This window comes from Hahella ganghwensis DSM 17046 (genome assembly GCF_000376785.1).
Lineage (GTDB): Bacteria > Pseudomonadota > Gammaproteobacteria > Pseudomonadales > Oleiphilaceae > Hahella > Hahella ganghwensis.
In genome coordinates this window covers 1-22,048 of sequence record NZ_AQXX01000080.1, presented here as the reverse complement: position 1 = coordinate 22,048, position 22,048 = coordinate 1, and the positions used below count along the sequence as shown (strand labels likewise).

The window sequence follows — 22,048 nt, the reverse complement described above, 5'->3', positions numbered from 1 at the left end:
TCTTCCTTGATATCTTGAGAGGCATCCTGGCCTCGCTTTTTGTATGGCTTAACTGTATACAATTTGCACAGACATACTTGACTGTATCTGATTTGCTTAGGCGGGCAGCTGTATTAACAGCCCAGCCGCACAGCCTAGGCGTCGTTTTTATCCAGCTGTTGCTCCAGCTCAGCAACCCGTTTTTCCAGTGTTTCCAGTTTCTCACGTGTTCTGCGCAAAACTTCCGTTTGGACATCAAATTCTTCGCGAGTCACCAGATCAAGCTTGCTGATAATACTGGTCAATGCTGCTTTGGCCTGCTGATGAACATCTTCCTGAGCTGACTTGGCAACATCAGGAATGAATTGTCCGAACTGCTGGTTAATCGAGTTTAAAATATCAAAAGGCGATACCGCCATGATCCGTCCTCATCCGCAAACTTAATGTTAGGAGAGCTAGTCTATCACGGGCTGATTCACAGGGGAAAACCTCCGCATCCCTCCCGACAGATTCACGCAAACTGAGCATACTGCACCACAAATGTGCATTCCGTTTTTTTTGCTCCAGCATAGAGCACAATTATCGATCAATCATAACCCCCATGCGCTATAATTGTGCCCTCGACCTCATGTCTGTACAATTTATAGGATATAACAGACTGTTTTATATATAATTTTTATCTTTGGCATAACAGATGCTTAATCATGCACAAATTCCGCACATTATTTCGTGCGTGATTGAGCGTCTAACTGTCTTATTTAAATAGGCGGGTATAAGGAGAAAAAAATGAAACTGGTAACTGCCGTAATCAAGCCTTTCAAGCTGGATGACGTGCGCGAAGCACTTTCCGAGATTGGCGTACAAGGCGTCACCGTGACCGAAGTTAAAGGTTTCGGGCGCCAGAAAGGCCACACAGAGCTGTACCGCGGTGCAGAATACGTTGTGGACTTCCTTCCCAAAGTAAAAATAGAAGTCGCTATCGGTGACGACATGCTCGACCAAGTGGTCGAAGCCATCACCAAAGCGGCCAACACAGGCAAGATCGGTGACGGCAAGATTTTCGTCGTGGATCTTCAGCAAGCCATCCGTATCCGGACCGGCGAGACTGGCACCGACGCCATCTAAAACAACTTTTAATCAACAGGTAACAGTTAAGCCTAGTGCGGAGGGCTTTTCATGGAAACTAATCCAAATCTGATATTCGAACTCCAATACGGAATCGATACATTCTATTTTCTCGTGTGTGGCGCCTTGGTCATGTGGATGGCCGCCGGTTTTGCCATGCTTGAAGCAGGCCTGGTAAGGGCCAAAAACACCACTGAAATTTTAACCAAAAACGTTGCTCTGTTTGCCGTTGCTTGCACCATGTATCTGGTCTGCGGTTACGAATTAATGTATGGCGGCGGTTATTTCCTGCTCGAGACAGATAACGTCAGCAGTATGACTGACGATGCCGTCACCGCGGTTATCGAAGGCTCCAAGGCATTCAATGCCGGCGCAGAGGATTCCGGATTACAGTACTCCGGTGCATCTGACTTCTTCTTCCAGGTCGTATTCGTGGCAACCGCCATGTCCATCGTATCCGGAGCAGTTGCTGAGCGAATGAAACTCTGGGCATTCCTGGCCTTTGCTGTCGTCATGACGGGTGTCATCTATCCAATGGAAGGCGGCTGGACCTGGGGCGAAAAACCCGTATTCGGTCTTTTCGAACTGAGCTACAGTGACTACGCAGGATCTGGTATCGTCCACATGGCTGGCGCAGCAGCAGCTTTGGCAGGCGTTCTTCTGCTGGGTGCCCGTAAAGGTAAATACGGCGCTAACGGTCAGGTTAACGCGATTCCAGGTGCCAACTTGCCATTAGCGACTCTCGGTACTTTTATCCTGTGGATGGGATGGTTCGGTTTCAACGGTGGCTCCACCCTGCAACTTTCAGGTATTGGTGTCGCCAACGAAGTAGCTAGCGTCTTTGTGAACACAAACGCTGCCGCTTCCGGTGGCTTGATTGCCGCTCTGATCGTTGCTCGTATCATGTTTGGTAAAGCCGACCTGACGATGGCGCTGAACGGTGCGCTGGCTGGTTTGGTAGCTATTACCGCAGAACCTGCCGACCCTACTCCTCTGGTGGCAACCGTTATCGGTGCTGTCGGTGGTGTGATTGTTGTTTTCTCAATTGTTGCTTTGGATAAACTGAAAATTGACGACCCCGTCGGCGCTATCTCAGTTCACGGTGTCGTTGGCTTCTTCGGTGTGATGGTTGTGCCTTTCACTGACGCCGACGCGACCTTTGGTGGACAGCTTGTAGGTGCACTAACCATCTTCGTTTGGGTATTCGTTACCAGTCTGATCGTCTGGACAATCCTGAAAGCTGTTATGGGTATCCGAGTCAGCGAAGAAGAAGAGTACGAAGGCGTCGATCTGGCCGAGTGTGGTATGGAAGCATATCCTGAATTCACTCGCGACTGATCAACGGTTAAGCTGCTAAAGAAAAACCGCCCTAAGGGCGGTTTTTTTTTATTTTGATTAATCAGCGGACCACTCTCTGATCTTGGGACAATCCGCAGGCCACAATCTGTTACCTACATTAGCAACAAATCCCTATAGCTTTTACTCTGCATTAGATTAAAATACACCCATTCTAGAGTCTCTCTAGCACCTTCCCCTGATTTCTTGTTCATTCTTTTATTTTACTGATACGGGACAACGATGATCTCGACTTTGATCGGCTCTATTGCCGCGATATGTACGACACTTGCCTTCTTACCGCAAGTGTTGCTGACACTCAAAACTAAAGACACCAGCGGCGTCTCTCTGGTGATGTACAGTATATTCTGCTTTGGTGTGGTAATGTGGCTGGTCTATGGCGTAATGCTGGTTGAGTGGCCAATCATCATTGCAAACATCATAACCCTGGCGTTAGCTGTGACGGTTCTGACATTGAAACTAAAATACGGCTGATCTCAGCCTTGCCAGCACAAATCAGGGTTTGATAAGAATAGGTGTTCCGTCGGCCACAAGATTCCAGACTTCTTCCATTGCTGTATTCGTCAACGCAATACAGCCATCTGTCCAGTCTTCATTCAGCAACCAGTTAGCGGTCATCCAGGATTTCATACGGTTTGGCCATCCGTGAATCATAATCATCCCGCCCGGACTTTTACCCTTTGACTCCGCAAAGGCTGTATCAGCAGTATTTGGATAGGATACGTGGATAGACTTGTAGTAATGGCTGTTGGGGTTGCGCCAATCCAGAGTGTATTTTCCTTCTGGCGTTCTTTCATCCCCCTCGAACTGTTTATGACCTATCGGATCATCACCCAGCGCAATGCTGTATACCCTGAATGGCACACCATTACTCATCAGTGTTAGCGTTCTCTCCCTTTTTTTTACCAGTACCAGGTCAACCATGGGATTGTTATCCATCGGCATCATCGCTGATACGGTTGAAGTCAGAGGCTGGTTGGACGCAATTTGAGTCCCGGGAGGATTGTCCTGAGAAAGGTTATCAGCCTTTGAGAGAGTCGCTGAAAATAATAATGTAATCCCTGTAAATATCGTTAGAGTGTTTGTCATCCTTATCATTACTACTTACCACTTCATTGGAAATATATACCTGTATTAATGGGTACCAGCCAATTCGCTACTCTTCCTGATCATGGCCATAGTCAGAGTATAGACAACGCCGTTATTTCACAGCCACTTGGAAATGTATTAAAAGTGTGAGTTTATGACGAAATGAGAACATCGGCACACTCAGCATACTGCTAAACAGGTTGAAGAAAGAATAATTAGTAAAAGAAGGGTATATCAAAACAGAATATTAAGAGGGCTGCTGAGCAGCAGGGAAAGGCTCCATCTCCGTGGGCGTCAATTACCCAGGGAGATGGATCGACGAACAAACTAGTCTTTGTACCGACGGAACACCAACGTAGCGTTAGTACCGCCAAACCCAAAGCTGTTACTCATTACAGTCTCGAGACCTGCATCTGAAATGGCTTCAGTCACGATAGGAGCATCTGCTGCCCCCTCATCCATTGCTTCGATGTGCATGGAAGGTGCAATGAAATCGCCTTGCTGCATCAACAGACAGTAGATCGCTTCCTGAACACCAGCCGCCCCAAGTGAGTGGCCAGTCAGCGATTTCGTAGAACTGATTCTTGGAATATCATCGCCAAAAACAGACTTCACCGCCTTCAACTCCACAATATCACCTGCCGGTGTACTGGTCCCGTGAGTATTCAGGTAATTGATTGGTGTATCAACCGTTTCAAGAGCTTGCTGCATACAGCGTACCGCTCCCTCACCGGATGGGGCTACCATATCGGCACCATCAGAGGTTGCCCCATAGCCAACCAGTTCCGCATAAATTGGAGCACCACGCTTCAAAGCGTGTTCGAGCTCCTCTACCACAACGACACCGCCGCCACCAGCAATGACAAAGCCATCACGAGTGCTGCAATATGGACGGGAAGCACGAGCCGCATCATCATTATATTTGGTGGATAAAGCGCCCATGCCATCGAACAGAACCGCCAGACTCCAATCTTCTTCTTCACCACCACCGGCAAACACCACATCCTGTTTGCCCAACTGAATCTGCTCCCAGGCATGACCAATACAGTGAGCAGCGGTCGCACAAGCAGAAGTAATCGAATAGTTGACGCCCCGAATCTTAAATGATGTGGCCAGGCAGGCGTTGACCGAACTGTTCATGGTACGGGTGACACGGTATGGCCCAACCCGCTTAACACCTTTTTCACGTAGGATGTCTACAGATTCAACGACGTTACTGGTAGAAGCTCCGCCTGATCCCATAACAATACCGGTACGGGTGCTGCTCAGCAGTTCTTCATCAATTTTAGCGTCTTCTATTGCCTGCTTCATGGATAAGTAGGCATAACCGGCCGCATCTCCCATAAAGCGGAAGAGCTTCCGATCAATTTCTTCTTCCAGGTTGATGTCCGGAGTACCACTAACATGGCTGCGCAGACCTGCTTCTTTATAGCTTTCGTTATAACGAATACCGGACCGCCCCTCTTTAAGAGCTGCCGCAACCTCTTCTTTGGAGTTCCCGAGGCATGAAATAATGCCCATTCCGGTGATCACTGCACGTTTCATTTAGAAACCTCTTTCGTTTTCCATCCTGTCCTATTTGATCTCAGCGCCTTGCATAGCAGCAGGATCAAACAAACCAACTCTTAAATCTTTCGCACTATATATCGGCTTGCCGTCCACCAGCATGGTTGCGTCAGCAATACCCATAATCAGCTTGCGGGCGATAACACGTTTGATATCCAACACATATTCCACCAGCTTGGCATCCGGCATCACCTGACCGGTAAACTTCACTTCACCAACGCCAAGAGCACGACCCAGGCCTTCATGACCCGACCACGCCAGATAAAACCCAACCAACTGCCACATGGCATCCAGGCCCAGACAGCCAGGCATGACAGGATCACCAACGAAATGACATTTGAAAAACCATAGTTCAGGGTTGATATCCAGTTCCGCCCGTATGATGCCGTGATTATAGGCACCCCCTTCGCTGGCTATATGCTGAATACGATCAATCATCAGCATTTGATCAATGGGAAGCTTGGCAGTGTCGAGACCAAACAGCTCACCGTATCCGCAGCGTTTCAGTTCATCCTCGGTGTATGAACTTTTGACAATTTTGGGGCCGGAAGATCCAGGGGCCGTGTTCACTAGTTTCACCTCAATTGGAGTGGCATAGACTCCACATTATTCTGGCGCCACTTTAGTGGCGATTAATGACAACTTTCTTACAAAGACCTTAACTATCATCCTATTGAATTCAAGGCTTAAGGTCTATTGGACAAAGGTAGGTTCAAATCACAGACTTGAAATTTCGTGTCTGTCTTTTACCAAAACGGGGCTTCCCGCCCCATTAATTGCTTCACTTCAGTCCAGGTCCAACTCTCGCTTCATGAACTCAGGTATTGCCAGCGCGCCATGATGAATCGCGGTATTGTAGTACTGAGTCACGAACGGTTTGTCATTAACGTCCTCTTCGCGGAAATAATCAAGTTTCTTCCCTTTACCTGCCATGGTACAACTCCACCACCCAGTTGGGTAAACCGGCTGTGGAAATGGAAGCGTGTGAGTCTCGCTGAATCCAGCTTCCTTCATATCCCGGTGGACGTTTTTAATGATGCTCGATGTATGCAACAGGGGAGACTCTGTCTGCTGTACCAGTATTCCACCTTCGCGCAAGGCAATTAGGCAATTGCGGTAAAAATCAACGGCAAACAGCCCTTCCGCCGGACCAACAGGGTCAGTGGAATCAACGATGATCACATCAATCGAATCAGGCTCTGCATCTGCCAGCCATTTGATTCCGTCACCAAAAAAGAAGTTAGCCCTGGGATCATTATTGGAAGTACACAAATCAGGAAAGTATTCCTCTGAAACCCGGGTAACACGCTCATCAATTTCGACCTGCCAGGCCTCTTCCACGCCAGGATGCTTCAGAACCTCTTTCAGAGCACCACAATCTCCGCCGCCGATGATCACCACCTTTTTCGGGTCGCTGTGAGTAAACAGGGCCGGGTGAGTCATCATCTCGTGATAAAGAAAGTTATCCCTGTCGGTGAGCATGACACAGCCATCCAATACCATTAGACGGCCAAACGTGGCGGTCTCAAATATTTCAATTTTTTGAAATTCACTTTGTTCTTCATGCAACTTAGATTTTATCTGCAATGAAAAACCGGTTCCCTGATCCTGGAAGATCTCGGTAAACCAACCTGGTATCTGCTCGCTCATGGTATTCTCCGTGGAAATAGGGTGAACAGTTGGACGATCTATGATCTGCGCGCGCTGGCGGCTAAACTTTCCAATACGCTAAATTAGTGGCCTATTGTAAGCGTATGGATACAGGATCAAAGTAGTTTTTATATAGATTCAGAAAAATTGGCCTGAATATGAGAAGAGGCCGGTGACAAGCCCGTTATTTAGATTAGAATACGCGCAATTTTGATATCCAAGTTCCCCGGGGGTACCTGCCAATGAGTGAATGGACTGCCATAGACGCGCTGAAAACCTACAATATCAAGCATTGGGGGGACAGCTATATTACGGTCAATAAGTCAGGGGAAGTAGCCATGAAGCCCAAGGGCGGCGACTCTCCTCTCGAGGTCAGTCTCGTGACGCTGGCCGAAGAGATAAAAGCGGCAGGGCTGAGCCTACCGGTTTTGGTGCGCTTCCCTGACATTCTCCACCATCGTGTCAACCGATTGTGCCAGGCATTCAACAACGCTGCAGAACAGCTTCAATATGAAGGCCGTTACACTGCGGTTTATCCAATCAAGGTGAATCAGCAACGACGAGTGGTAGAAGAGATCATTGCCGCCGAACCGGCCCGCACTGATCAACAGATCGGCCTGGAGGCTGGCAGTAAGCCGGAATTGATCGCGGTACTTGCACATAGCCCCAAGAACGGTACCATCGTGTGCAATGGCTACAAGGACAGAGAGTTTATTCGACTGGCTTTGCTGGGCCAATTGATGGGGCACCGAGTCTTCATTGTGGTGGAAAAACTTAATGAGTTGTTTTTAATTCTTGAAGAAAGCAAAGCTCTCGGAATTACACCGACCATTGGAGTCCGTGCCCGTTTGGCATCAATAGGCAAAGGTAACTGGCAGAATACTGGCGGAGAGAAATCCAAGTTTGGTTTATCCTCTTCCCAGATCCTTGAAGTCATGCAGGTTCTTGAAGCCAGACAGATGCAGGGCTGTCTGCAACTTCTGCACTTTCATCTCGGTTCTCAGATTGCCAATATCCGCGACATCCAAACCGGTTTGCGGGAGTGCGCCCGTTTCTATGGTGAATTACGCCGAATGGGCGCGGATATTCAAATCGTGGATGTTGGCGGTGGTCTGGGTATCGATTATGACGGAACCAGATCCCGAGGCTCCTGCTCAATGAACTACAGCCTCAGTGAGTACGCCTACAATGTTCTAAGAACAATTAAGGAAGAGTGTGACCGCACTGGAATCCCACATCCGAATGTTATTACCGAGTCAGGACGGGCTCTGACTGCACATCATGCCGTACTGATCACTGACATTATTGATCAGGAAAGAATCACAGCAGGCTCCTTGGAGGAGTTTCAGGATTTGGACGATACCGCTCCCGCGCTACTCCGCGATCTACTGGAAGACCTGCAGGCCCTGCTCGATCCCCAAAATCAGCGTTCACTGGTGGAGATCTATCATGACGGAGTCCACGCGCTTCATGAAGCTCAGGGCATGTTTATTCATGGGGTTTTAACGCTAGAACAAAGAGCCCTCGCGGAAAAACTATATCAGGCACTCTGCCTTCATCTTCGAGTTCAATTGACGCCTGACAGCCGAGCCCATCGCGAGATCATTGACGAACTGAATGAGAAACTGGCAGATAAAGTCTTTGTGAATTTTTCATTGTTTCAATCGCTACCGGATATCTGGGGAATAGATCAGATTTTCCCCATTCTGCCCCTATCCGGGCTGGACAAATTTCCCAGCCGCAGGGGGGTGATTCAGGACATCACCTGTGATTCGGATGGACGCATAGATCAATACGTAGACAGTTATGGCGTGGAGACGACTCTACCGCTGCCCGAGTTTCGCGCCGGTGAGAGCAACCTGATAGGATTTTTCCTGACCGGTGCTTATCAGGAAATTCTCGGCGACTTGCACAACCTGTTCGGCGACACCGATTCCATTGATGTCTACTTCAACGAGCAGAGCAAAGTAGAACTGAAGCACAAGATCAGCGGAGATACCGTAGACAAAGTGCTTCGCTACGTTAATTTTATACCGGAACAGTTACTTGCCTCATTCGAAACCAAGATCAACGCGACCGATCTCAGCGATGAGGAAAAAGCCACGTACCTGTCTGAACTGAAAGCCGGACTGGGCGGCTACACCTATCTGGAAGAATAATGATAAGCGGTAGAGTGGTTCAAACCACTCTACCGCCAAGCTCCTTACCTTAGTTAGGGCAACACCTCAAAAAACCTTGCCTGCAACGGCTGAACTTCTATTGTTACTCTGTCGCCTATCGCATTGAAGACCTCAGAGGATTCAAGATCCGTCAGTTTTCTATTGCCGTCTACATCCATAATATCCAGATGCATGGTCCGGATATCACTAGTAAGGTTAACAACAAACAGCACCTGGTCATCTTCAGCCACTTTGTAATCGATATACAATGCTTCACCTTCGCTGGACACAATATGGCTACGGCTTCCGCGGTACAAAGCCGGGTGTTCACTGCGTATTGTCATCAAGTCAGCAATTCGATTCCTCAACATCTCCTGATTTGAATTGGCACTGAAAGCCGCTCTCCCCGGTTCACTGGCAAGCCCTTCAATCTTTGCAGAGGTTCTGGCCACGTGATCATCACATAAGCCCACACTGGCACAATCTCCGTTTACTTTATCATCAAAGCCATCCACCTGGTCCCCGATTTCCTCGCCATAGTACAAGGTAATTGGACCAGAATAAGCCGCCAGAAAGGCATAAGCTGCCTGGTATCTATCCCAATATTCGGTATCCGAGGGATTGGCCAGCCCTTCTCTTTGTAACAAATCCCCAAACCGAACCAGGTCGTGATTGGTAATAAACCCATTGGGAACGGCGTAATCAGGGTAACGATCATGAGTTTGGTAGCCCGACTCCAACGTTGAAGCATTCCGGCTATCAACACCGCTCTCTTCCCCTGCAAAGGCTTGTACAATCCGGTATCTCATAGGGAAGTCAAATGCACTACAAAGCCCTGGAGAGGCTGCTTCACCATAGGCATCAGACGCAATACGTTCCTCACCACTCCATATTTCAGCAACCATATAGCCAAGAGGGTTTACCGTATTTCCATCCAACTGATAGGTAACGTCTGCCGATGCTTCCTCGACCGCCTTCCTAATCTCACCCCAAGCCCCTACGGGAACCTGATAGGCCTGATCAAGTCGCCAGCCATCAATTTTCACCTCACGTACCCAATAGGAAGCCACCTCTTTAAAGAATGCCAGATCTTTGGGATAAACTGCCTCTCTCCCCGTGGTAGCCTGGTCGGCACCGGTCGTGGAAAGGTTTATACCGTCAGGAGAAGGGTAATCATCTGCATTCTGCTTGAAATGCCCAAAAACTCCATCAAAGAATACATACATCCCCAACTCATGAGCTTTGTTTACAAGCTCTCTAGCGTCCTCGATCGTGCCGAACTCCGGATCCAATCCGAAGTAGTTCGAGGCGAAATAGCCGGTTGCATCAAGCCGCTGAGCAGAGAGATCCTGGCCATTCAATGCAACAGACTCAAACACAGGTGTTAACCAGACTGCATTCATTCCGAGGTCTTTGATGTATTGCAGAGAATTCGTTATCCCCTGGATATCTCCCCGATGATGACTGGTACCATAGCCAACGCCATAGCCCTCCCCGTCAGAGTCAATAAATGCTTCGGTCATGACTTGGTAGATCCGAAGCTCGTTGGCTTTGTTGTATATGGCTGCAGAGCAGGCATATGGGGTATAGCCAACATCGACAGAACCATTTCCGGAGGAATCTCCACCTCCACCGCCACAGGCAGATAACAACGTACAGACAAAGACTGTACTGAGCGTACTGACAAACCTCATCCCAACCTCTAAAACTTATTATTTGAAAAACGTTAGATTGGCATCATCAGGGAAATGATCGAATGAAAACAACTACCCAGAAAGGGGATTAGGGGGAGTAGAAGGGAGAGGGAGACATGCCTCCCTCTTGTAACCTGAACCTTGTCACCTGAAACGGCTACATCCCAGCTACCGTCGGTCACCTTGATCGTTCACAGCATATTCATAGGAGTTTTTAAATCATACTTCTCAACATCCAGGCAGCTTTCTCATGAATGCTGAGCCGGTCAGACAACAAAGAAGCAGTACTTTCATCTGCCACTTCCTGGGCATGAGGTAACGCTTTGCGAATCGTTCTGACAACGGTTTCCTGGTCTTGTGCCAGCACTGCCAGCATCTGATCCGCAACAGGTACACCATCCTCTTCCTGAATAGAGGTTAATTCCCGATACTTTGAATAACTCGCCGGAGCATACTCACCCAAAGTCCTGATACGCTCAGCTATCAAATCAATCGCTGCTGCCAAGTCAGTGTATTGAAGCTCAGTAAGAGCATGTACTTCCTGAAATCTTGGCCCTGTAACATTCCAGTGAAAATTCTGGGTTTTCAGATACAGCGTGTAAGTGTCCGCCAATAACGCAGACAGATCTTCAATGATTTTCTGCCTGGCGCCTTCATCAATTCCAATATTCATTACTTCGCTCATAAGAACCTCCCGTTCACGGAACCGATTTCAATCACCAGATTACCTCTCTGTTCTAAGTGGCAATCCTCTTTAATTGGAATCAGTTTACGAGCTCCGTGATTCAATGTGAATTTTATTAAATAAAGAATATTGATAGCCTATAACTATCGATCAGCGGACATAATCATTCGTCCGGGCAGACAAAGCCTAATTCGCGCGCCCCGATATTCTTCCTGGCCTGGCAACAGCTCTATATGCCCTTCATAACTGGAGACAAGGTCCGCCACCACTGACAACCCTATCCCCTGTCCTATAGGACGACTATCCAGCCTGACGCCCCGCTGTTGCACGGCCTCCCAACTTTGCGGCGGAATTCCCGGGCCATCATCACTGATGGTAATCATCAGTTGAGATTCCTCTTCCCGAATCGCCACAGAGATAAATACGCGACGCTCACCATACTTAAAGGCGTTTTCAATCAGATTTCCCAACATTTCCATCAGGTCAGATTCATCACCGAGAAATCCTGCCTGAGGCTCTACTTCCATGCTCAGATCCAAACACTTTTCCTGATATATTTTTTCAATAACACCAGTTATACGCTCCACCACCGGCTTAACTGGTTTGGGTTTCGCCCAGACCCCAGAACTGCCGCTGCTGGCTCTTTTCAGTTGGTAAGTAATGACTTCATCCATGCGCCCTACCTGCTCCTGCATTGCCATCACTGAGGCTTCGTCAAGGTCGTCTTCTTTTTGCAATTCACCACGAATGACTGCCAGAGGAGTTTTGAGACTATGCGCCAAATCCCCCAAACTGTTCCGATAACGCTCCCTTTGCTTGCGCTCAATCTGTAACACAGTGTTCAAAGCTTTGGTTAACGCAGCAATTTCCTTGGGGTAATTTTCATCAATCCTATCTCTCTCAGCTTTTTCCACTGCGCCAAGTTCCTGGACCACCTGATTAAGAGGCTGTTGGATCCATCGAATCAATACAACAATCAAGATCATTAAAAATGCGGATAGCCCACCCAGCCCCATGGCGAGTGTTGTGGCAAATGAACGGGACTCTTGCCTTATCAGACGCTGGTTCTGCCAAACTTCGAAAATCAATAAAGGATTGTCAGGCGAATCACCAAACCTGACCGGCAGTGAAATGACCAGATAATTTTCAGCACCAGCAATTTCCTTTACGGACATCTGGCCTGGTTCCGGTTCAGCTGAATTTTCAGGTTGTTCTATCGATATCCCCAACGCCGAATGCGATTGCCACGACACTCCGTCACGGTGCGAACGAACCTGAGCAAATAACCCTGATTGCACCTGATTGAAACGCTCGTCCTGCAATGTATCCGGCATCCAGACAGAATCATCAACCGGTTCCGCAACTGCGAGAAGGCTATAGAGCTGCGCCCGTAACCGTTCGATGTTGGCCCGTTCCAGACTTTGCTCATAGGCAAGATAGAGCACCAAGCCAGCAGCCACCATGAACAAAGGGATGGCCAGAGCAAACAGGCCAATCCTCGCCTTTAGCGACAACGGCATGATCAGCTACCGGTTTTATTAACCGGCAGCTCGAATCGGTATCCCTGCCCACGCAGTGTGGAAATGGGGCGGATGATGCCTTCCGGATCAAGTTTCTTGCGTAACCGGCCAATAAACACTTCAATGACGTTGCTGTCACGATCATAGTCCTGAGCATAGAGATGCTCGGTCAGCTCCATTTTGGAAACGGCCTTCCCGGCACGGTGAACAAGGTATTCGAGCGTATTATATTCATAGGCAGTCAGCTCAAGGGATCGCCCATCGACCTGAACAGATTTGGCGGCGGTATCCATGACTATCGGCCCAGCTTCGATAACAACACTGATAAAGCCCGAGGCTCGACGCACCAATGCACTCATTCTTGCCAACAGCTCGGCCAGATGAAATGGCTTGACCAGATAGTCATCCGCTCCAACTTCCAGACCATTGACTTTATCCTGCCAATGTCCTCGGGCGGTAAGAATCAGAATCGGGAACGAGCGACCTTTTTCGCGCCACTCCTTCACAACCGCTAAACCATCCTTTTTCGGCAAACCAATATCGACAACTGCAAGATCATAGGAGGTTTCCATACCCAGGTATGCAGCCTCTTCACCATCCTCTGCCGTATCAACGGCATATCCTTTGCGGCTCAGCTCTTCCAGCAACTGGTTACGCAACAGAGCTTCATCTTCAACCAACAGGATTCTCATGCAACCTTTCCCATTCAACGCCAATCCACTGCATGCCATCTTCAAAGATGCTCAACACATCCGCAGCACACTTATATTCAATGCAGCTAGTATTCAATGCAGCTAGCTCATTCCACCGGTTGAGCGATTGACGGTATATGTTTTCACAACACCATTGGGCATCAACACCCGGACTTTGTAGACACTGCCTTGAGCTTCCACTCGGAGAACCTTTCCACCTGTACGGCTCTGTACAATCCTTGCCGCCTCTGAAGCGGAAACTCCCTCACCATTGTCCGCCAACATCAATACTGTGGAATTATGACCTGACTGAAGGTAATGCATGCCATCCTGAAACATGTCTTTATTCCGGGAAGCGGCGGAAGCCGGGCTACCCGCAACCAAAGCCGCCAGCAATGCAGATACTACAAGGTATTGTTTAACCATAAGATAGATATCGTTATTTAATTAGAATGGTTCAACGGTAACCCTGACACGAATCCTGTCTCCGGGAGCCTGATCCATGCGGGTACGATACTCCTGACCATCATACTGATAAGTCACCCAATATCCTACCGTCTCATCATAGTAGGAAACATCATAAGTCGTGTCACAACGGCGCTCATTAGTGTAATAAACCTTGTTGTAGCTACCGGTGCTGCTACGCTGACTGACATCATGTCCTATTGCAGCTCCCAGCAATGCGCCCACAGCCGCCCCGACTTGCTTGTTACGCTTCTTGTGCCCGACTGCGTGGCCTACCGCCCCGCCAATCACACCACCCAGAACCGTGCCGGTATAATTCTGATTTTTACCGGGAACATGTTCTTCATGTCTCACCTGTTCAGTCCAACAGTTTTCAACCGGGACTCTCTGCTCCCTGGTATTCACAATCGGCTCAACATCCATCACTCTGGCATAAACGACAGAACCGTGAGGTCTTTTCGGGCCGTTATGATGACCCGGTTTATGATGAGCCAAAACGGGTAATGAAAGACTGAGTGCGAGTGCTAATGCGGTAAATTTTGCGGCTTTCATTGACGATTCTCCTTTTGCATTGGTTGGAGAAACTTTAACCGTTGTAAACTGAATAATGGCTGAACTGTCCACGCATCAATTTAATACCCAGTCTTCGACTTCCGATATCAGAAAACTAAGGGAGTCAGCATAGCGCTGATCATCAGTACTGGAGCGGCGCATTGCGATAATTCCCTGTAGTGCAGTAACTATATAGCGAGCGGCCAGGTCAGGCTGAACACGTTCCCTGAGTCTGCCCGCCTCAGCAGTTCTCTGTAGTCCATTTCGAATCAGCGTTTCCAATTGCAGATACCAATCGTCTACCCGCTGTTGAGTCTGTTGATCATGCAACCCTCTTTCAATGCCGGCATTTTGGACAAAGCATCCCCATCGGCTGCCTTTTCCCGTCATGGCCGTCTGCAGTAGCTGCAAATACCCAATCACCCCATAAATATCTGCGTTTTCTTTGAGTAGTGGATCTATCAAGCGACGAATCACCGTCTTGAAGTAGTGATCCAAAGCCAGCTGAAACAAAGATTCCTTGTCGCCATAACAGTTGTATAGCGAAAAACGATTTATCCCCAAAGCTTGGACCAACTGCTGCATGGAGGTCGCCTCATAGCCACGCTCCCAAAACAACTTCATGGCGATATGTAATTTTTCCTGAGGATCAAAGGCAATGGGACGCCCCATTTGAACTCCTGTATTCGCTGATATTGAACAATTTTCACCATCATTATCTGGTGTCGGTCAGATTATAACCTTTTCTTGACTGATCGTTTAGATAAACTGTATAAGATCAATATTCCTAAACGATCAGTCAAGAACAAGGACACCGAGAATGAAAATCTACGAAACCCGAGTCGCCCCAAACCCCCGTCGGGTCAGGATTTTTCTGGCAGAGAAAGGAATTGAAATGGCGTTTGAGGAAATTGATCTTAAACAGGCTGAGCACCATTCTCCGGATTTCAAAAAGAAAAATCCGTTCAGTCTGGTGCCTGTTCTGGAAATGGATAACGGGGACTATCTATCCGAAACCGTCGCAATCTGCCGCTACTTTGAGGAAATACAACCTGACCCTGTATTATTTGGCCGCACCCCAGAAGAAAAAGCGCAGGTGGAAATGTGGAATAGGCGTAGCGAGCTGTATTTTTTCATGCCTACCGGAATGTGTTTTCAACATACCACTGACTATTTCAAAGGACTCAAGCCACAAGTTCCGGAATGGGGGAAGCTTTGCCGTATACAGGCAGAAAAATATTTCAACTTCCTGGAAACACACTTCTCAGAACATCAATTCATGGTTGGCGACTACTACAGCATTGCCGATATTACCACCTTATGCGCTCTAGAGTTCTCCAAGGTCAATAACCTCCGTGTCCAACCGGAGCAGAAGCATCTTCAGAGGTGGCTGGATCAAATGCGCAGCCGTCCAAGTTACAGCGCCTAAATCCCCTGTCGACAAAACATCAGCCATCGAGACTGAATATGATTGATCTATATACTTCCCCTACACCTAACGGTCACAAAATCCGTTATGCACATCCAAAAAACTAGAAATAAAAATATTTTTCCACTTTAATTTCAATAACTTAACAAGCTCACTGCAACACAAAAAAGTCTGAAACGACAGCCAATGTCCACCTAGTGTCCACGAAATTCAAAAAATGAACTAGTGCTACTCACTTTGCCACGAAAACTGAAATAGGATGCTATGTCCTTTCCTTGTTTTGATTTCTGTAAATAAGCGACAAAGGGCCTTACAGCCCTTTGTCGTTCTAAATTCACGGAAGATCTACAATATACTGGTCGTAGACCTTTTGATGAGGCGTTATCTTTAAACGCTTATCGTTTATCCATGAAACTTTTCCCAGGTATTGTGCAAACATCAATTCATGAGGAAGCGTAGTTTCAACATCTACTGTCCCAAGAACATTGCCACTCTTATCATAAACCTCTACTAAAATCTTCGCATTCTTCCGCCCATACTGAACACAAAGAGAAGCCCTGCGCTCTTTATTTTTTGAATACGCAGTTGAGTATACATACTCAAATTTAAATTCTTTTTCCTCGTTAATCTTGAAGCTTTCATTTAGAGGGGCCTTATTGACGCTCAATCTGTCACAAAGCCCTCCCACTTCTTCAAGAACTAAGTGAGCAATACATCTCTTCGCTTCGGCATCACTAAGCTTCCAATAGTGCTCAAATTCGAAGGGTTTATTTATTTGAATAATATTGTTTTCAAGCTCGAAAAAGTCACTTTTCTCTCCTCCGACCTCAACAATAATTTTTTGGTACTTCTCAATCTGAAAATCTCTGGGGAGCTCGAACAAGAGCATGGAAGTAACACAGTTTGTCGTTCCGTTAAACTCAGCTGCTTTTTCATATGATTCCACAGCTGATACTGTTATGTCTTGAAGCATATCCTATCGCCTATTAATAAAACTAAATCTTACTACTGGTCTTTTCATTCCCGGTGGCATCTTCTGGTTCTTCACTGCATACCTTGTGGTTAGTGCCAATTCCTTACGAACCGCTTCTCTTCGCGTCAAATTATTGCGGGTCTTAAGTTTTGATGCATATTTTTTGTAGCCAGCCTTTTTATTAAGCTTGTTCACTTGAGCCTCTGCTCGCTTTGAGAGACCTTCTTCAGTTAGACCTACGCCACTAACTCCATATTTATATGTCTTATTTGTTAGCACATCATAAATTTCGTATACATGATTTGGTCTTGTACTGGCTAGACAGTTTCCATGACAAGTAACGCCAAAAACTGCACCCAATAGTCGTTTCCAGCTAAATTCTTCAGTCTTAGCATAGCCGGGAACATCGTCCAATGACATGATCTCTTTCGCAGAAAAACGCTCTCCATCACTGTATCCCAGGTCATTAAGCGTTCCAATTTGTGCAGCATCCCTCTCAGGATCAAAACCTTCAGGTGAATCACCACAACTTCCGCATAACCCCCACTCCCCTGTTGGATCGATATACTTAAGCGGATTATTGTATGCATAGGCATAACGATTAAAGTGGTCTAAGCCACCCTCAAGCGGCCCTACAGGGTCCATCGCCATAAACCGCCCGACCACAGGGTCATAGTAACGGGCGTTCAGATACGTCAGACCCGTATCGTTATCATGCAGTTTCCCGGTGTAGCCGACACGTTCCTCTTCAGCGGCGCTGTCGTTTACCGTCTTTTGCCCAAAAGGAGCGTAAGTCTCCCGCCATAAAACATTGCCGTCTCTGTCACTGGCAGCAATAGGCGAGCCCAGGTTGTCGTGATGATAGAACGTGATGCGGGCTTCTGACTGAGCCTGAGCGCTGACCAACAGCATCAGAACAGTCAGTGTCAGACACAGCGAGTATTTAAGTTTTGCTAGAATTTCCATTTATGAGATCTCCTTAGGCTACTTCCTGATTGCGGCTTTGATTTGCGTTTTCGCACAATTATTACCGGTCAGGCTATAGTCCGTGGGGCAAGATAGGATGATTGGCTCGATATGAAGTTTGAAACACTCTTTGCCCGATCTCATATATCCGGGGTCACAGTAGTACACTTGGACCTTTTGTTCGGGGCTGCAGAAAATCCCCCAAGGATACTCATAGTCAACAGGGCATCGGCGGTTAGCCGCCCTTGTTTCTTCCCATCGGCAAATTCCGTTTGAAATTGACAGGTTTTCAGAGCAACCTTCCGTTGGTTCTGCAAACACCGTTTTGGTGCAGGTATCGCCATCCAAGATCCAGCCTGCCTCACAGGTGTATTCTGCTTGAAAATCCCGTTCGATCTCCGCGATCATCTTGCCGTCAAAATACACATAGTTTGTCGCCGTGTCCTCCAGCAGATTCTCTTCATAAAGCACACTTCCGTCTTTGGAGTGGACCTGAATAATGGCTTTATCGCCGTGGATTTCGATAGTACGCAGATTGTGGGCGTCATATTCGTAATCGATATCAATATCGCCGCTCTTTGAGACAATGCTGAGCATGTCACCGGAATGATCATAGGTCATGTCAAAACGGCCATTGTCCGTCACATTCCCGAAATCGTCATACTTGAATTGGTAATTGGTTCCGGTCGTGTGGTCCAACCTGTTGGTATCGGAATCATAGAAATATTTCAGTGATCCTAAAGTTCCCATGGACTTGCTCAAGATGTCTCCACGACTGTTGTAACGAGCCCCACAATCTCCCCAGGGACAATCGGCACTAATAAAACGGGAAAGGCCGTCATATTTGATGTCGTTAAAACTGTTGGCAGAGTCGTGGTGATCAATGATGGACGTCACATTGTTGTGTCCGTCATAACTGTAGGCTTGACTGGTCACAACAGTGGACCCGAGATTGCTGTTGATTGCAGTGATCCGTCCCGCTTTATCTGAGGCCTGGGAGACCTTCATTCCATTGGCATAAGTGTATGTCTTGGTAATACCGGTATAGCTGTAATCAACGTCAGAGATCAGTGTGCCTTCCGGTGAATGAAGCGCCAAGGGGCGTCCCGCATCGTCCAGATCGTACTCCAGGAAAAACTGGTTAGGGTAGGTGATCTTCTCCAACTGGCCGTCATCATCATATTGATAGGCAAGTGTGTAGTACTCTGGTCCATCAATATCAACTTTCAGTTTCTCACTGATGAGATCGCCAGACGCCGAGTAGTCATAGGTCCTTGCTGTCAGGCCCTTCTTGGCATAGCTGAGCAAGCCATTGGCATGATACCGGAACCAAACATCATGGCCTGATGGGTAGTCGACTTTTTGCAATTGGTTCAGCGCATCATAGTAATACTTGATTCTCCCCTGTCCCTCGATTAGAGCGGTTCGGAGGTTACCTGATTCATCGTAGGTGTAAGTGATGGGCTGACGCTCTGGCTCATTGATCATTTTGATTCGATCTGTCCCAGCATAATAGGTGTAGCTCCGAGAAACACCGTCCTGCGTGACTTTTTGCACCAATCCCGCTTTATTCCTTTGGAACTTGGTCACCTGAGCATTGCCCTGTTGGTCAATAACGCGATACACCAGAACATCGTAGAGGTAACCGTATCCACCGAAGCCCGCCTTCAGATAGTGTGTTTTATAGAACTTCCCGTCTATCAGATTGGTTTCGGTAATGGCATAACGTGCACCTGCCGCTTTGGCAGCGTTCAGAGTGTCTGAAGGTAAAGCACCAGAAACACAACTCAAGCCATAACAATAGCCAGCCATCGTGCCCCGTCCTGTGTCCTGCATTTGGGTGATGCGACTTAAGGCATCATAGGTGTACTTGACCCCTGCTTCATTACTGCTTCTGTCCATCGGATGAGACTCAAAGGTTTTTCTGCCTAATCCGTCATAAGTCGTAATCAGAAAGTTTAATCTTTCGCCGTTCAGCTCGTTGTCCGTTCGTATTGACCGCCCCAAGCCGTCCAAAGTCACCACTTGCTGGAATGTGGAGCCCGCACGTTTTAACGTGATGGCGTTTTTGGTGTATGTGATAATTTGCTTGGTCCGTTCGGGTTGTTGGACGCTACGAACACGCCCCATCGCATCATAGGTATAGGAGGTGTAATTCTCTGCGCCATCACTTTCAGAGGTGATCAATCCCCGATCATCGACTGTTCGACGAATCGTTCTCTCTGGAAGAGATTCCTCAGTGGCAATTCCCCGGTAATAGGTCGGGTATTGGACAACCTGCTCTCCGAGATGATTCGTATAGTAAAGGCTGGCCAGTAATCCCGCTGTGTGCTTGCCAGAGGTGTGGTAGTCGTAGCGCTCTTCAAGGCCGTTCTCCACTTTACGGACAATTCGCCCTTTGTTGTTGTATTGGTAGGTAGCAACAATCGTTTCTGGATGGCTACCAATCCCGACATCTACCGATTTCTTTCTTAGTAAGCCGATGTAACGGCGACCGTCACCTATCTTATTCTCAAGGGTCAAAGTGGTGATGCGAGAAGTGTCCCCCAAGCGTTCGGTCACAGTCCGTGCCTGATAGTGACTGTTAAAGTTGGAATAGAGAGTTTCCAACAGACCATCAACCTTGATGCGAGTCAGACGTACAGGATTGGCCAGATAGTCGTGGTCACCAATAGCACTCCACTTATTGTAGGAATACTCAGTGGTTCTCAAGGGCTGAGAATCCGAGGCTTTATTGAACACCTGTTCCTTGGCAATCTTTCCTCGGTAGTACAGCTTCGATTTGTCATTATGAAAAGTGGTAATCTTGGTCGACAGGGGATTAGAAGAAATAAATTTCAGCCAATTACCGTCCTTGTCATAGGAATAGGTGGTTATAAAGTCATCCTTTCCTTCTATAGAAAGAATACGTTTAGACACCCCAACTCGCCCAAAATCCAGCTCATGCTGGTAGTCATAGTGATAACTTATCTTCGCACCATGGGGCACCGTTACAGAGGAAAGGCGATGTTCGCGGGGATGGCTGCTGGTCAGTGAACAGGTGTAATACCAGCTCAACCCGTCAGGGCGTCTAACGCGCTTAAGTTCGACCGGTGCAGAGTGTGACCATCGGCTGTACTCGTAGCTCCAGACACGGTTGCCGGTAGATTCGTGGACTGTGATCTTGTCGAGCTTGCGTTTGGATTTGGTCCAGAAGTCTTCAATGTCTTTATAGCTGAAAGTCACCTTTCGGCCATCGGACGCCGTAATACTGTTCGGCAGTACGATACTTTGCCAAATGCTGTCAGTCAGCTTTGAGTCTTCAGACCGCGTGCGCGTGTAGGAATAGGCCAGATAGTTGCCATAAGGGTCAGATACTTTGGAAGCGTGTATGGCACGAGTGGCTATGCCCTTCTTAGAAATGTCGTTATCAAGATAATCAAAGCGGTATACCAAGCCATTGGGAGCATAACCGGTCATGGTGAGCTTATCATCAGAGATGGACCATGTGACTTTCCAGCCATATTGGCCGTTAACCGAAACAAAAGTTCCGTCTTCTGTTTTTGATTTCACTAACGAGAGAGGTTTATGGCCGGGGATCTCCAGACGTGCTGTGCCGATTTTCCAAACCCCATCATTACGACAGGAAATACGGTCACAGTTCTTGTCATAGTCAAAGGAGGCATTGAGGACTACGCGGGGCGTCTCAATGTGCCACAGTCCCAAAGTTCCCAGTCCTGTGGTGTAGCCGTAGGACCGGTAAAGATCAATATTCAACCCAGTACCGGGCAGAGAAAACTCTTTGACCCGCCATTTGAGAGTGCTGGTGAATCCTTCGATATCCTCACCGTTGGATAAAGATTCGTTGGACAGATATGCGTCCACACTGAGTGGATTGGCGGCATTGGATGTCAGGGTGACAAGCAATGCACAAAGAAAGGCCATAACCTGTGCAGGCAGGCCTGTAGAAGGTCGCTTCATGTAATATCCCTATGCGGTTAGATAGATAAAATAATCTAACGACGAGATGTAACGTCCATATTGAGAAGGTACGACTAAGCCTTTGAAAAGTAACAACGACTACCCTGTCAAAATATTCCGTTTCATTCGTCGGCGACGATTAAAAGGGAGATACCATTACGGTTCAATAGATGAAAACCCTAGGTTGA

The 22,048-nt window shown here is 47.7% G+C and carries 20 protein-coding genes; 5 read left to right on the top strand and 15 right to left on the bottom strand.

Annotation, left to right across the window (positions count from 1 at the left end):
- Window positions 1-134 precede the first annotated feature (134 nt).
- Window positions 135-398, bottom strand: a complete 264-nt coding sequence (locus tag F566_RS0105115) for an accessory factor UbiK family protein (protein WP_020405903.1) — start codon at window positions 396-398, stop codon at window positions 135-137.
- Window positions 399-765: 367 nt separating this feature from the next.
- On the opposite strand from F566_RS0105115, the gene glnK reads away from it, so the two are divergent.
- From glnK to F566_RS0105100, 3 genes are all read left to right on the top strand, one after another.
- Complete coding sequence (gene glnK, locus F566_RS0105110; RefSeq protein ID WP_020405902.1) at window positions 766-1,104, top strand: P-II family nitrogen regulator; 339 nt, start codon at window positions 766-768, stop codon at window positions 1,102-1,104.
- Between the two features lie 51 nt (window positions 1,105-1,155).
- Window positions 1,156-2,442 carry an ammonium transporter gene (locus tag F566_RS0105105; protein ID WP_020405901.1) on the top strand — a complete coding sequence of 429 codons (1,287 nt, stop codon included), beginning with the start codon at window positions 1,156-1,158 and terminating at the stop codon, window positions 2,440-2,442.
- A 240-nt stretch (window positions 2,443-2,682) separates the two neighbouring features.
- Window positions 2,683-2,934, top strand: coding sequence for a SemiSWEET transporter (locus tag F566_RS0105100; RefSeq protein ID WP_020405900.1), 252 nt, complete (start codon window positions 2,683-2,685; stop codon window positions 2,932-2,934).
- A 21-nt stretch (window positions 2,935-2,955) separates the two neighbouring features.
- Here F566_RS0105100 and F566_RS31995 read toward each other — a convergent pair whose 3' ends face one another.
- The 4 genes from F566_RS31995 to speE form a co-directional block, all read right to left on the bottom strand.
- Window positions 2,956-3,558 (bottom strand): L,D-transpeptidase family protein, encoded by a 603-nt coding sequence (locus F566_RS31995; protein ID WP_245555150.1) that lies wholly within the window; start codon window positions 3,556-3,558, stop codon window positions 2,956-2,958.
- Between the two features lie 318 nt (window positions 3,559-3,876).
- Window positions 3,877-5,094, bottom strand: a complete 1,218-nt coding sequence (fabB, locus tag F566_RS0105090; RefSeq protein WP_020405898.1) for a beta-ketoacyl-ACP synthase I — start codon at window positions 5,092-5,094, stop codon at window positions 3,877-3,879.
- A gap of 30 nt (window positions 5,095-5,124) precedes the next feature.
- Window positions 5,125-5,685 (bottom strand): 3-hydroxyacyl-[acyl-carrier-protein] dehydratase FabA, encoded by a 561-nt coding sequence (gene fabA / locus F566_RS0105085; RefSeq protein ID WP_020405897.1) that lies wholly within the window; start codon window positions 5,683-5,685, stop codon window positions 5,125-5,127.
- Between the two features lie 216 nt (window positions 5,686-5,901).
- Window positions 5,902-6,765 carry a polyamine aminopropyltransferase gene (gene speE, locus F566_RS0105080; RefSeq protein ID WP_020405896.1) on the bottom strand — a complete coding sequence of 288 codons (864 nt, stop codon included), beginning with the start codon at window positions 6,763-6,765 and terminating at the stop codon, window positions 5,902-5,904.
- Between the two features lie 242 nt (window positions 6,766-7,007).
- Here speE and speA point away from each other — a divergent pair, with 242 nt between their 5' ends.
- Window positions 7,008-8,924, top strand: coding sequence for a biosynthetic arginine decarboxylase (gene speA / locus F566_RS0105075; RefSeq protein ID WP_020405895.1), 1,917 nt, complete (start codon window positions 7,008-7,010; stop codon window positions 8,922-8,924).
- 53 nt (window positions 8,925-8,977) lie between these two features.
- On the opposite strand, the gene F566_RS0105070 is transcribed toward speA, so the two are convergent.
- The 7 genes from F566_RS0105070 to F566_RS0105040 form a co-directional block, all read right to left on the bottom strand.
- Window positions 8,978-10,618, bottom strand: coding sequence for an alpha-amylase family protein (locus tag F566_RS0105070; protein WP_020405894.1), 1,641 nt, complete (start codon window positions 10,616-10,618; stop codon window positions 8,978-8,980).
- A gap of 214 nt (window positions 10,619-10,832) precedes the next feature.
- A complete protein-coding gene (locus tag F566_RS0105065; RefSeq protein WP_020405893.1) occupies window positions 10,833-11,303 on the bottom strand; it encodes a Dps family protein in 471 nt (156 codons plus the stop codon).
- Window positions 11,304-11,446: 143 nt separating this feature from the next.
- Entirely contained in the window at window positions 11,447-12,823 is a 1,377-nt protein-coding gene (locus F566_RS0105060; RefSeq protein ID WP_020405892.1) for an ATP-binding protein, read from the bottom strand.
- A 2-nt stretch (window positions 12,824-12,825) separates the two neighbouring features.
- Window positions 12,826-13,515, bottom strand: a complete 690-nt coding sequence (locus F566_RS0105055) for a response regulator transcription factor (RefSeq protein WP_020405891.1) — start codon at window positions 13,513-13,515, stop codon at window positions 12,826-12,828.
- Window positions 13,516-13,617: 102 nt separating this feature from the next.
- Window positions 13,618-13,941, bottom strand: a complete 324-nt coding sequence (locus F566_RS35240; protein ID WP_020405889.1) for a PepSY domain-containing protein — start codon at window positions 13,939-13,941, stop codon at window positions 13,618-13,620.
- Between the two features lie 21 nt (window positions 13,942-13,962).
- Window positions 13,963-14,532, bottom strand: a complete 570-nt coding sequence (locus tag F566_RS0105045; protein WP_020405888.1) for a glycine zipper 2TM domain-containing protein — start codon at window positions 14,530-14,532, stop codon at window positions 13,963-13,965.
- 75 nt (window positions 14,533-14,607) lie between these two features.
- The gene (locus F566_RS0105040; RefSeq protein WP_020405887.1) at window positions 14,608-15,204 is read right to left on the bottom strand and encodes a TetR/AcrR family transcriptional regulator; all 597 of its coding nucleotides are present in this window, start codon (window positions 15,202-15,204) and stop codon (window positions 14,608-14,610) included.
- Window positions 15,205-15,352: 148 nt separating this feature from the next.
- Here F566_RS0105040 and F566_RS0105035 point away from each other — a divergent pair, with 148 nt between their 5' ends.
- Window positions 15,353-15,961 (top strand): glutathione S-transferase family protein, encoded by a 609-nt coding sequence (locus F566_RS0105035; protein WP_020405886.1) that lies wholly within the window; start codon window positions 15,353-15,355, stop codon window positions 15,959-15,961.
- Between the two features lie 334 nt (window positions 15,962-16,295).
- On the opposite strand, the gene F566_RS0105030 is transcribed toward F566_RS0105035, so the two are convergent.
- From F566_RS0105030 to F566_RS0105020, 3 genes are read right to left on the bottom strand one after another with little or no spacing between them, the layout of a single operon-like run.
- Window positions 16,296-16,934 (bottom strand): hypothetical protein, encoded by a 639-nt coding sequence (locus F566_RS0105030; protein WP_020405885.1) that lies wholly within the window; start codon window positions 16,932-16,934, stop codon window positions 16,296-16,298.
- Between the two features lie 3 nt (window positions 16,935-16,937).
- Complete coding sequence (locus F566_RS35235) at window positions 16,938-17,900, bottom strand: RHS repeat-associated core domain-containing protein (protein WP_020405884.1); 963 nt, start codon at window positions 17,898-17,900, stop codon at window positions 16,938-16,940.
- A gap of 18 nt (window positions 17,901-17,918) precedes the next feature.
- On the bottom strand, window positions 17,919-21,860 hold the full coding sequence (locus F566_RS0105020) for an RHS repeat domain-containing protein (RefSeq protein WP_020405087.1): 3,942 nt from the start codon (window positions 21,858-21,860) through the stop codon (window positions 17,919-17,921).
- Window positions 21,861-22,048 lie beyond the last annotated feature (188 nt).

What these genes read in the sequence shown, in the direction of transcription:
- F566_RS0105045 (WP_020405888.1), bottom strand. Translation starts at nt 14,532, where the DNA reads ATGAAAGCCGCAAAATTTACCGCATTAGCACTCGCACTCAGTCTTTCA.
- F566_RS0105035 (WP_020405886.1), top strand. Translation starts at nt 15,353, where the DNA reads ATGAAAATCTACGAAACCCGAGTCGCCCCAAACCCCCGTCGGGTCAGG.
- F566_RS0105100 (WP_020405900.1), top strand. Translation starts at nt 2,683, where the DNA reads ATGATCTCGACTTTGATCGGCTCTATTGCCGCGATATGTACGACACTT.
- F566_RS0105040 (WP_020405887.1), bottom strand. Translation starts at nt 15,204, where the DNA reads ATGGGGCGTCCCATTGCCTTTGATCCTCAGGAAAAATTACATATCGCC.
- F566_RS0105055 (WP_020405891.1), bottom strand. Translation starts at nt 13,515, where the DNA reads ATGAGAATCCTGTTGGTTGAAGATGAAGCTCTGTTGCGTAACCAGTTG.
- fabB (WP_020405898.1), bottom strand. Translation starts at nt 5,094, where the DNA reads ATGAAACGTGCAGTGATCACCGGAATGGGCATTATTTCATGCCTCGGG.
- glnK (WP_020405902.1), top strand. Translation starts at nt 766, where the DNA reads ATGAAACTGGTAACTGCCGTAATCAAGCCTTTCAAGCTGGATGACGTG.
- F566_RS35240 (WP_020405889.1), bottom strand. Translation starts at nt 13,941, where the DNA reads ATGGTTAAACAATACCTTGTAGTATCTGCATTGCTGGCGGCTTTGGTT.
- F566_RS0105065 (WP_020405893.1), bottom strand. Translation starts at nt 11,303, where the DNA reads ATGAGCGAAGTAATGAATATTGGAATTGATGAAGGCGCCAGGCAGAAA.
- F566_RS31995 (WP_245555150.1), bottom strand. Translation starts at nt 3,558, where the DNA reads ATGATAAGGATGACAAACACTCTAACGATATTTACAGGGATTACATTA.
- F566_RS0105115 (WP_020405903.1), bottom strand. Translation starts at nt 398, where the DNA reads ATGGCGGTATCGCCTTTTGATATTTTAAACTCGATTAACCAGCAGTTC.
- F566_RS0105030 (WP_020405885.1), bottom strand. Translation starts at nt 16,934, where the DNA reads ATGCTTCAAGACATAACAGTATCAGCTGTGGAATCATATGAAAAAGCA.
- speA (WP_020405895.1), top strand. Translation starts at nt 7,008, where the DNA reads ATGAGTGAATGGACTGCCATAGACGCGCTGAAAACCTACAATATCAAG.
- F566_RS0105070 (WP_020405894.1), bottom strand. Translation starts at nt 10,618, where the DNA reads ATGAGGTTTGTCAGTACGCTCAGTACAGTCTTTGTCTGTACGTTGTTA.
- F566_RS0105105 (WP_020405901.1), top strand. Translation starts at nt 1,156, where the DNA reads ATGGAAACTAATCCAAATCTGATATTCGAACTCCAATACGGAATCGAT.
- F566_RS35235 (WP_020405884.1), bottom strand. Translation starts at nt 17,900, where the DNA reads ATGGAAATTCTAGCAAAACTTAAATACTCGCTGTGTCTGACACTGACT.
- speE (WP_020405896.1), bottom strand. Translation starts at nt 6,765, where the DNA reads ATGAGCGAGCAGATACCAGGTTGGTTTACCGAGATCTTCCAGGATCAG.
- F566_RS0105020 (WP_020405087.1), bottom strand. Translation starts at nt 21,860, where the DNA reads ATGAAGCGACCTTCTACAGGCCTGCCTGCACAGGTTATGGCCTTTCTT.
- F566_RS0105060 (WP_020405892.1), bottom strand. Translation starts at nt 12,823, where the DNA reads ATGCCGTTGTCGCTAAAGGCGAGGATTGGCCTGTTTGCTCTGGCCATC.